The 10610-nt window shown below is 66.5% G+C and carries 9 protein-coding genes; 2 read left to right on the top strand and 7 right to left on the bottom strand.

Going from position 1 to position 10610, the window contains the following annotated elements; translation table 11 throughout:
- Nucleotides 1-172 precede the first annotated feature (172 nt).
- Nucleotides 173-1579 (bottom strand): glutamate--tRNA ligase, encoded by a 1407-nt coding sequence (gene gltX, locus AC6LJW_RS15005; RefSeq protein WP_056564422.1) that lies wholly within the window; start codon nt 1577-1579, stop codon nt 173-175.
- A gap of 134 nt (nt 1580-1713) precedes the next feature.
- On the opposite strand from gltX, the gene AC6LJW_RS15000 reads away from it, so the two are divergent.
- On the top strand, nt 1714-4155 hold the full coding sequence (locus tag AC6LJW_RS15000; protein WP_498087672.1) for a bifunctional acetate--CoA ligase family protein/GNAT family N-acetyltransferase: 2442 nt from the start codon (nt 1714-1716) through the stop codon (nt 4153-4155).
- Nucleotides 4156-4176: 21 nt separating this feature from the next.
- Here AC6LJW_RS15000 and AC6LJW_RS14995 read toward each other — a convergent pair whose 3' ends face one another.
- From AC6LJW_RS14995 to yjgA, 6 genes are all read right to left on the bottom strand, one after another.
- The gene (locus AC6LJW_RS14995) at nt 4177-4869 is read right to left on the bottom strand and encodes an isochorismatase family protein (RefSeq protein ID WP_498087671.1); all 693 of its coding nucleotides are present in this window, start codon (nt 4867-4869) and stop codon (nt 4177-4179) included.
- Between the two features lie 9 nt (nt 4870-4878).
- Complete coding sequence (locus AC6LJW_RS14990) at nt 4879-5715, bottom strand: ABC transporter permease (RefSeq protein ID WP_498087670.1); 837 nt, start codon at nt 5713-5715, stop codon at nt 4879-4881.
- Nucleotides 5716-5718: 3 nt separating this feature from the next.
- On the bottom strand, nt 5719-6534 hold the full coding sequence (locus AC6LJW_RS14985; protein ID WP_056564409.1) for an ABC transporter ATP-binding protein: 816 nt from the start codon (nt 6532-6534) through the stop codon (nt 5719-5721).
- Nucleotides 6534-7538 (bottom strand): ABC transporter substrate-binding protein, encoded by a 1005-nt coding sequence (locus AC6LJW_RS14980; protein ID WP_056564406.1) that lies wholly within the window; start codon nt 7536-7538, stop codon nt 6534-6536. The genes AC6LJW_RS14985 and AC6LJW_RS14980 overlap by 1 nt, the downstream gene beginning before the upstream one ends.
- A gap of 389 nt (nt 7539-7927) precedes the next feature.
- Nucleotides 7928-8605 carry an alpha/beta hydrolase gene (locus AC6LJW_RS14975; protein ID WP_498087669.1) on the bottom strand — a complete coding sequence of 226 codons (678 nt, stop codon included), beginning with the start codon at nt 8603-8605 and terminating at the stop codon, nt 7928-7930.
- A 19-nt stretch (nt 8606-8624) separates the two neighbouring features.
- A complete protein-coding gene (gene yjgA, locus AC6LJW_RS14970; protein WP_498087668.1) occupies nt 8625-9176 on the bottom strand; it encodes a ribosome biogenesis factor YjgA in 552 nt (183 codons plus the stop codon).
- A gap of 58 nt (nt 9177-9234) precedes the next feature.
- Between yjgA and pmbA the strand changes: the two genes are divergently transcribed.
- Complete coding sequence (gene pmbA / locus AC6LJW_RS14965) at nt 9235-10599, top strand: metalloprotease PmbA (protein ID WP_056564398.1); 1365 nt, start codon at nt 9235-9237, stop codon at nt 10597-10599.
- Nucleotides 10600-10610 lie beyond the last annotated feature (11 nt).

The following is a 10610-nucleotide window of genomic DNA, read 5'->3' as shown; positions in this document are numbered from 1 at the left end:
CTAAACAAAGGGCCTTTTCATCCCGGGATGAAAAGGCCCTTTGTTTAGGTGGGTGTCTGACACCCTTGGATTATGCAGGTGTCAGACACCCTGCGTAGGCCGTCGCGGGTGCGCGGCGATTTATCTCAAGGGTGTCAGACACCTGGGTAGTGGGCATGTCTGACACCCGGGTTCAGATCGCCGACAGCCGCTTGAGCACCGTTTCCTTGCCCAGCAGCGCCAGCACCGCATCCACCGCAGGCGTTTGCGTCTGCCCGGTGACCGCCACGCGCAGCGGGATGGCCAGTTGCGGCATCTTCAGCCCGCGGTCGGCCAGTACGCCCTTGATCAGCGCGGACAGCGCTTCGCGCGTCCATTCCGCATCCTGCGCGCGCTGCGCGAAGTCGGCCAGCGCCTCGCGAGCTGGTGCGGTCAGGTGCTGTTCGGCCAGGTCGGCCGGCGCGCCCTTGAACTCGCCGCAGAACAGCATGGCGCCGTCGGCCAGTTGCTCCAGCGTTTCAGCGCGGTCCTTCAAGAGGCCCATGACGCCCGGCAGGTCGATCTTCTCGGGAAAGCCGCCGCGCGACGCGACGCGCGTGGCCACGCGCTCGGCCAGTTCGGCGTTGTCCATCTGCTTGATGTAGTGGGCGTTGACCCAGTTCAGCTTCTTGGGATCCCACTGGGACGCGGACTTGGACAGGTGCTTGGTGTCGAACCACGACACGAGCTGATCGCGCGAGAAGAGTTCGTCGTCGCCGTGGCTCCAGCCCAGGCGGGCCAGGTAGTTGATCATGGCCTCGGGCAGGTAGCCCTCGTTGTCGTACTCCATGACGTTGACCGCGCCGTGGCGCTTGGACAGCTTTTCGCCGTCCGGACCCAGGATCATCGGCACGTGGCCGTACTCGGGCAGGGTGGCGCCCAGCGCGCGCAGAATGTTGATCTGACGGGGCGTGTTGTTGACGTGGTCATCGCCGCGCAGCACGTGCGTGATGCCCATGTCCCAGTCGTCGACCACGACGCAGAAGTTGTAGGTGGGCGTGCCGTCCGGGCGCGCGATGATCAGGTCGTCGAGTTCGGTGTTGTCGAAGCTGATCGTGCCCTTGACCATGTCGTTCCAGGCCGTGGCGCCGTCCTGCGGATTCTTGAAGCGCACGACGGGCTTGCGGCCTTCGGGGATGGCGGGCAGCGTCTTGCCGGGTTCCGGGCGCCAGGTGCCGTCATAACGCGGCTTGTCGCCGCGGGCGCGGGCGGCCTCGCGCATCGCTTCGACTTCCTCGGGCGAGCTGTAGCAGTGGTAGGCGGTGCCGGCGGCCAGCATCTGGGCCACGACTTCGCGGTACCGGTCCATGCGCTGCATCTGGTAGAAGGGGCCTTCGTCGGGCTGCATGCCCAGCCATTCCATGCTGTCCAGAATGGCCTGCACCGCTTCCGGGGTGGACCGCTCGACGTCCGTGTCCTCGATGCGCAGCACGAAGGTGCCCTGATGATGGCGCGCGAAGGCCCAGGAGAACAGCGCGGTGCGCGCGCCGCCCAAATGCAGGAAACCGGTGGGCGAAGGCGCGAAGCGGGTGCGAATGGGAGTAGTGGCGTTGGAAGTCATAGGTGGCAGTGTTAGCGGCTGCGGCGCCACAAAGCGGCGTCGGGCAGTGTCCTCATCAAGCGGACAGCGGGCTTGTCTTGATACGATGAACGCTATTTTAGATTAGTGTGAACAGGCCCTGGCCCGACCTCCCTATGTTGAGACACGCTCTTGCGCCGATGTTCGAACCTGCCTCGCTGGTGATCGTGGCCGACCGCCCGCTGCCCGCTGCAAGTTCCCTGTCTCCCGCCCTGAAGGCAAAGACCACGGTTGTCGCCGTCGAACCCGGCGCCGCGCCCTGCCTGCCGGACAAGCTCGAAGGCCTGTCCGCGGGCGATCGGCCTGATCTGGCCCTGGTTTGCGTGTCGCCCGCCGTGCTGCCGGAAACGCTGCGCCGCCTGGCGCCGCTGTCGCCTCGCGCCGTGATCCTGCTGCCCCACGAACTGCCCGACCCGTACCCGCGTGGCACGTTGGCGCTGTGCCGGGCCTGGGCCGAGGAAAACCACTGCGAACTGCTGGGCCCGCGCTCCTTTGGGGCGCAGCGGCCGCACGCGGGCCTGAATTTCAGCCAGCACCCGGTGCTGGCCCGCGCCGGCCGCGTGGCGCTGGTGGCGCAGTCGCGCTCCATCATGGCCGCCGTCATGGACTGGGCCGAGGACGTGCACATCGGCTTTTCCACCGCCGTGTCGCTGGGCGACGAAGCCGTCGTGGGCCTGCCCAAGCTGCTGGACTACCTGGCCAGCGATCCGCGCACGGACAGTATCGTCCTCTACCTGGAAGATGTCGGGCCCGCCCGCGAATTCATGAGCACCCTGCGGGCCGCAGCCAGCATCAAGCCGGTCATCGTGCTCAAGGCCGGCCGCTCAGATGCCGACAGCAGCGACGCCATCTTCGACGCGGCCCTGCGCCGGGCCGGCGCCGTGCGCGTGCGCTACTTCGTGCAGCTCTTCTCGGCCGTCAAAGTGCTGGGCTACACGCGCCGCCCCAAGGGCCGCCGCGTGGCGCTGATCTCCAACGGCAGCGGCCCTCCGCAGCTCGCCATGGACCTGATCGGCCCCGACGCCGCCGTGCTGCGCGCCGACCTGACGCCCGCCACGCAGCGCGCGCTGGCCGAGATGCTGGAGCCCGACGCCGGCACCGCCAACCCCGTCATCACCTATCTGCCGATGACGCCCGAGCGCATCCGCGCCATGCTCGAAGCCGTCCTGGACGACGCCGGCGTCGACGGCGTGCTGGTGCTGCTGGCGCCCGATGCCCTGGCCGACATGCCTGCGGTGGCGCGCGAACTGGCGCAGATCGCGCCGTCGGCCAAGAAACCCGTGGTGACCTGCTTCATGGGCGATGCCGGCATGCGACCGTTGCGGCGCATGCTGGACGATGCGGGCACGTCGGCGTTCCGCACGCCCGAGTCGGCCGCGGACGCTTTCGGCGTGCTGGCGTCGCACCACTACAACCAGCAATTGCTGTTGCAGACGCAGCCGCCCGAACCCGCCAGCCATGTGCCGGATCTGGCGGCCGCGCGCGAGATCGTTGCGCGCGTGCGTGCCGATTGCCGGCGCGAACTGAACACCGCCGAGATCCGCACGTTGCTGTCGCTGTTCTATGTGCCGCTGTCGGATGCCGCTGTGCCATCCGCGGCGGGCGAGGCCGAGTCCCGGCCCATGGCGATCCGCGTGCGGCGCGATCCGCAGTTCGGCCCCGTGATCCGCTTTGGCGCGGGCGGGCCGGACGCGGTGCTGTCGCTGGCCGAGCGCGGCATGGACCTGCCGCCGCTGAACGGCTATCTGGCGCGCCAGCTCATCGAACGCAGCCGGCTGTGGCGCCGGGTGCTGGCTCCCCGGGTCGGCCACCTGGCCGCCGAGGCGCTGCAGCAGGCATTGGTGCTGGTGTCCGAACTGGTGTCGGAATTGCCCGACATCGAATCCCTGGACATCGATCCGCTCTATGCCGGCGAAACGCATCTGCGCGCCGGCGGCCTGCGCATGACGCTGACCGAAACGCCCGGCTGCGCGTCGCCGCAGACCACCGGCTACCCGCACATGGCGATCCATCCGTATCCGGCGCGGCTGGTGCAGGTGCGTCGTTTCGACGACGGCATCCCATGGGTGCTGCGCCCGATCCGTCCCGAAGACGGCGAGGCGCTGCAGGAATTCATCCGCGGTCTGTCGGAGCGGTCGCGCTACATGCGGTTCGTGTCGATGATGCGCGAACTGACGCCGCGCATGGTGTCGCGCTACACGCAGGTGGACTATCACCGCGAGCTCGCGCTGGTGGCGGCGACGCAGGTGCCCAATCCCGCCAATCGCGGCCATCCGCGCGAGGTGCTGGTGGGCTTTGCCCACTACCTTCGCAACCCCGACGGCCGAGGCGCCGAATACGCGCTGGTGATCGGCGACGACTGGCAGCGGCGCGGGTTGGGACGTCAGCTCATGACCGCGCTGATCGACGCCGCGCGCGAGCAGGGCCTGGAATACATCGACGGCCTGGTGCTGTCGACCAACCGGCCCATGCTGGCGCTGATGACCAGCCTGGGCTTCACCAACGACCGCGACCCCGAGGATCCGACGATGCGCCGGGTCTGGCTGGACCTGGGGTGATATGGGGCGAGGCGGGATGCTTCAGGCGGTCCTGCGGGACGGCTGCGCCGGTTTAAGCCGCGCGGCCGCTTCGTCCACCGACAGCACGTCGCCAAAGAACAGCATCCAGCCGTGCAGCGCGTTTTCGTGCTCGGCCGGCGTCACGGCGGCCAGCGCATCGTCGACCATGATGGTCCGGAAGTCCCGCATCATCGCGTCGCGCGCGGTGGATTCGCAGCACACGTTGGTGACGGTGCCGGATATCAGCAGCGTATCCACGCCCAGGCCGCGCAGCAGCGGCTCCAGTTCCGACGATCCCGGCGCCATGGCGCTGTAAAAGCGCTTGACCACGCGCAGGTCGGTAGCCTGCGCGTGCAGGTCCGGGTGCAGCGCGAAGCCCGGCGAATCGCGCCGCAGCGTCTCCAGGCGGCGGGCGCTGCGCTCCGGCGTCAGCATCAAACCGTGGTGATGCGACCAGAACACGTCCGCGTTGTCCGACGCCGTCTGCACCCACACCACGACCCCGCCCGCATCGCGCACCGCGCTGCACAGGCGGTTGATGGGTTCGATGATCTGACGCGCGGGGGCGCATTCGCCCTGGTAGCCCGGCATCAGGAAATACTGCTGCATGTCGATGACCACCACCGCCGTGCGCGCGCCTGGCAGTTCGTCATAGGGATGCAGGCAGCCTTGGCGAGCCACGACGCGATCCTTCACCCATTGGGGGAATTCCATGCTGCCTCCTTAGCCGTAGCGCCGCGCCACGGCGGACTCGACGCGGTAGATGACGAGATACATGACGCTGGAGATCAGCGCCAGCATCACGATGGCGGTCATGACGATGTTCAGCTTGAACACCTGGCTGCCGTTCATGATGAGAAAGCCCAGTCCCGAATCCGCCGACTGGAATTCGCCCACGATCACGCCGACCAGCGCCAGGCCGATGTTCATCTTCACGGCGGCGATCAGCGTGGGCACGCTGCCCGGCAGCACGACCTTGGTCAGCACCTGCCAGCGGCTGGCGCCAAACGTGTGGGCAAGCTTCACCTTGTTCAGGTCGATGCCGCGGAATCCCGCATACACCACCATGATGGTCACGAACACCGCAATCGCGACCGCCATGCCGTACACCGCATAGTCCGACCCCAGCCACAGATAGAAGATCGGCACGAATGCGATCTTGGGCATGGCGTTCGCCACGACCAGGAAGGGGTCCAGCACCTTGTACAGAAAGTCCGACCACCACAGCGCGGCCGCCACCACGATCCCGATTCCCATGCTGAGCACAAAGCCGACCAGCGTCGCCGACAGCGTCGTCATGATGTGCTTGCCCAGGCTGCCGTGGTTCCACAGTTCGAGGAACGTGGGCCACAGCGCGCTGGGATAGCTGGTGAGCAGCGGATTGAGGATGTGCATGCGCGGCAGGATTTCCCACGCGCATAGAAAGACCGCCAGCAGCAGCGCCTGGGCCACGCGGATATTGCGGCGGCGGGCGCGGTCGCGGCGCAGGTAGTTCAGGTATTTCTCGCTGGGGCCGGGTACGGCGCGCAGCGCAACGGTATTGGCAATCGGCGCGTTCATGGGTCAGCCCTCCACGTGAACATCCAGCTCGTCCCAGAGCTGTTTGAAGTAGGTGTTGAACTCCGGACGCGAGCGCGCCTGGAAAGGCGTGGGGCGGACCTGACCGTCGCCGTAATGGATGCGGTACTGGCTCTTCAGGCGTCCCGGCCGGCGCGACAGCACGATCACGCGGTCGGTCATTGCGATGGCCTCGCCGATGTCGTGCGTCACCAGCACCACCGTCTTGCCTTCGCGCCGCAGGATGTCCACGACTTCGTCGGAGATCGCCAGCCGGGTCTGCGAATCCAGCGCGGAAAACGGTTCGTCCAGCAGGATCACATCGGGTTCAGTCACCAGCGTGCGCGCCAGCGCCGCGCGTTGCCGCATCCCGCCCGACAACTGCCGGGGTGTATGCGACAGGAACGCGCCCAGGCCGCATTTTTCAAGCAGGTGCACGGCGCGCGCCTCGCTGCGCGCGTCACGCCGCCCCTGGATTTCGGCGCCCAGCATCACGTTGTCCAGGATGGTGCGCCACTCGAACAGGTAGTCCTGCTGCAGCATGTAGCCGATGCGGGCGTTTGGCTTGGTCACCGCCTGCCCGTCGACCAGCACCGCACCCGAGGTTGGCGGAATCAGGCCGGCGATCAACGACAGCAGCGTGCTCTTGCCGCAGCCGCTTTGCCCGATCAGGCTGACGAACTCGCCCGGCGCCAGGCTGAACGAGACGTTCGACAGCGCCTCGGTCTCGCCCTCCGGCGTGAAGTAGGAAAGACAGACCTCGCGCAGCTCGATCTTGGCCGTGGCGGGCGCCGGCTTCAGGTTGTGGATGGCGGCGCCCATCATTGCGCCTTCTTGGCAAAGTCGGCGATCACCACGTCCTCGTACTTCACGCGGGCGCTGTCCTTCATCACGGCGCTGGCGACCAGCATGTCCTGCAATTGCGACATTGCCTGCGCCGTCACCAGCGGCGTGGTCTTCCAGATCTGATATTGCTTGTAACGCTCGATCGCCTCGGTCACCGCGGCCTGGTCCATGCCGGGAAAGAAGGTCATGATCTGCGGGGCCAGCGTGGCCGCGGGCGTGTCCTTCACGTATTTCTCGGCGCGCGCCACCACGTCGGTCCAGGCCTGGATGACCTTGGGATTGTCGCGGATATATTTGTCGGTGGCGGTGAAGACTGTGTAGTCCACCTGCCCGACTTCATGCCCGACGGACGCGACGATGTGCCCCTTGCCGTTGCGTACCAGCTCGCCGGCCTCGGGCTCCAGGAAGATGCCGTACTCGCCCTGGCCCGCCATCCAGGCGCCGGCGCGCGCCGGGATGCCGATGTTGTTGAGCAGCTTCACGTCTTTCTGGGGATCCAGGCCGTGCTTGCGCAGCGCGGTCTCCAGGAACACGATGGGATTCGATCCGGGGCGAAAGCCGATGACTTCCTTGCCCTTGAGCATGGACCAGTCGAACTTGTCGACCGGCTTGCGCGCCAAGAGGAAAAAGCCGTCGGTGGCGGTCAAGCCGGCAAAGATCTTGGGCTTGACCGGCGATTCGCTGTTCTGCACGTAAATGGACGCCTCGGGTCCGATCAGCACGATGTCCGCGCTGCCCGACAGCAGGGCGGTCATGCCCTTGTCGGTGCCTTGCGAGGTCTTCATGGACACGTCCAGCCCGGCGTCCTTGAAGTACCCCTGCGATAGCGCGACGTACTTCGGCACATACAGAATGGATCGCACCACTTCTTCGTAGCGCACCTTCACGGGCGGGTTCAGGGCTTCGGCCTGGGCGGCCAGAGGGGCGAGCAGCGCGAGCAGCGCCGCGCCTGCCAGGCGGGGCAAGGGCAAGGTCTTCACGGGACTTTCTCCTGCGTCTTGAATGCGCCAATGGATCGGCGCAACACGGCCAATGGGATGGATCGACTGCAACAACAGGGAAGCCCGAACAGAGTTGGCCCGGGCCGGTAAGGCTTGGATCGAATACTATATTCAAGACAGTCAGGCGACAAGCCTTTTACGATTGGCGTTTTTCTCTATGGACGCACGCCTTCGAAGCCCCGACAATGCGACGCTGGAATACCAGTTGGTATACAAAATGACGTTTTGGGGCGTTTTGGGGACGTTCGGAACTTTGAGCCATTGCGGGCGGCTCATCCATCGTAGGCGCGCCAGGGCTGCGCGCCCATCGGCCAGGAACACGAGCCGCGCCTTGCGCGCCGCCCGATATCGCTCCCGGCCCGTGCTGCCTAGACCAGCACTTCGTTCAGGAAGTCCGAAATGTCCGCCACTTCCTCGGCGCAGACCGAGTGCGGCATCGGATACGTGTGCCAGCGCACGTCATAGCCCAGCCGCTTCAATTCCGCCAGCGACGCTTCGGCGCGCGCCAGCGACACCACCGGATCGTACTGGCCATGGGCCATGAAGATCGGCGTGGCATCGTTGGCGGGCTGGCGTTCGGCCTCAGCCGTGTCCAGCAGCGGCAGATAGCCCGACAGCGCTATCATTCCGGCCAGTTTTTCTTTCAGGCGCAGGCCTGTGTGCAAGGTCATGGCGCTGCCTTGCGAGAACCCGGCCAGCACGATGTTTGACGTCGGGATGCCGCGCGCGTTTTCGCGGGCGATCAACTGGTGGATGGCGGCTTCCGAGGCGCGGATGCCGCGGCCGTCTTCCACGCGCACCAGATCCATCACCAGGATGTCGTACCACGAGCGCATCGACATGCCGTTGTTGATGGTGACCCGCTGAACCGGCGCATTCGGGAACACGAAGCGCACACCGCGCCCGGCGGGCAGGCGCAGTTCCGGCACGATGGGCGCGAAATCGTTGCCGTCGGCGCCCAGGCCGTGCAGCCAGATCACGGCATGCGTGGGATTGGGGGCGGTCTCGATCTCGATGCAGTCGAGCAGGTCGGTCGGTGCGGTCATGGACGGGCGGTCGGGATGGTCAGAGGGTAAGGGTCTTGAGCGCCTGGAACAGCGCGCGGTAGTGCTTTTTCTGCGGCTCCTGGCCCTGCAGCAGCGATGCATTGGCCAGCTTTTCCTTGCGCGCGGCACGGATCAGCGTGCGCAACTGCTGCACGTCGGCCTGCGGATTGAGGCTGAGGAGGCGGGTCAGGGCGTCGTCGTCATCGAGCAGGCGGTCGCGCAGCCCCTCTAGACGGTGCATGGCGGCCGTTTCCTCGCGGGAGCCGTTCTCCCAGACGTCGAGCTGCTTGCGGATGGCATCGGCCGGCGCGTCGCGCATCAGCTTGCCCACGAAGTGGACCTGACGCCGCAGACCCTCGCGGCCAGTGGTGCGCTGGGCCATGCGGATGGCCTCGTACAGCCGTTCTTCGAGCGGCAATTGCTTCAGACGTTCGGGCGACAGCGCGATCAACTGCTTACCCAGGTCCAGCAGGGCGTGCATGTCACGCTTGACCTGGGACTTGCTGGGACGGTCGTAGCCGTTCTCGTCGTAACCGTCGTCGACGGAATCTTCTTGGGAATTGGAATTCATGGAAAACTGCGCAATGACAGACTTGGCTATGATAACCGTCTCTGCAAATTGGACTGCAATGGTTAAAACCTCCTCATCCTTGCCGCTGGCGGCGAATCACGCGCGTTTTTCCGAACTTGTCGAGCAAACCCTGGCCTACGCGCGCCAGATTGGCGCCTCCGACGCCGCCGCGGAAGTCTCCGAAAGCCTGGGACTGTCCGTCTCGGTCCGCAAGAACGACATCGAAACCGTTGAGCAAACGCGCGACCGGGCGCTGGACCTGACGGTCTACGCCGGGCAAAGCCGCGGCTCCGCGTCGACGTCCGACTTTTCCGAAGCCGCCCTGCGCCAGACGGTCGAAGCTGCCTGGCACATCGCCCGCCATACCGCCGCCGACCCGGCCGCCGGCCTGCCCGACGCCGACCAGCTGGCCACCGAATTCCCCGACCTGGACCTGCACCGCGCCTGGACCGTCTCCACCGAGGAAGCGGCCGAACTGGCGCTGCGCGCCGAGCGCGCCGCCCGCGAGGTTGATCCGCGCATCACCAACACCGACGGCGCCTCGGTCGGCACGTACGAAGGCCAGTTCGTGATGGGCAACACGCGCGGCTTTCTGGGCGGATACCCGTATTCGCGCCACAGCCTGTCCGTGGCGCCCATCGCGGGCCGCGGCAATGGCATGCAGCGCGACTACTGGTACACGTCCGAGCGCGATCCCGCCAAGATGGCCTCGCCCGAGGCCATCGGCCGCTATGCCGCCGAACGCACGCTGTCGCGCCTGTCGGCCCGCCGCGTGCGCACCGGCAAGTTCCCGGTCCTCTTCGAGGCGCCGCTGGCGCTTGGCCTGGTCGGCGCACTGACCCAGGCCGTCAACGGCGGCGCCCTGTACCGCAAGGCGAGCTTCCTGGTGGATTCGCTGGGCAAGCCGCTCTTTCCCAAGCACATCAACCTGGTCGAAGACCCGCATATCCGAGGCGCCATGGGCAGCTCGCCGTTCGACGACGAGGGCGTGCGCACGCGCCGCCGCAACGTGGTGTCGGATGGCGTGCTCGAAGGCTATTTCCTGTCGTCCTACACCGCCCGCAAGCTGGGCATGACCACCACCGGCAACGCCGGCGGCTCGCACAATCTGGTGTTCAGCTCCACGCAGACCCGCCGCGGCGACGACTTCGAAGCCATGCTCAAGAAGCTGGGCACGGGCTTTCTCGTGACCGAACTGATCGGGCAGGGCGTCAATTACGTGACGGGCGACTACTCGCGCGGCGCCTTCGGCTATTGGGTCGAAAACGGCCAGATCCAGCACGCGGTGCAGGAAGTCACCATCGCCGGCAACCTGGCCGACATGTTCCAGCAGATCGTCGCGGTCGGCGCCGACACCATTTCGCGCGGCACCAAGACCACGGGCTCGATCCTCATCGAGCAGATGGCGATCGCCGGGACCTGATCCCGCGGACC

The organism is Achromobacter sp. 1012554356 (genome assembly GCF_059760815.1).
The sequence above is the reverse complement of the archived record's forward strand: the minus strand, read 5'-3'. Positions and strand labels throughout refer to the sequence as shown.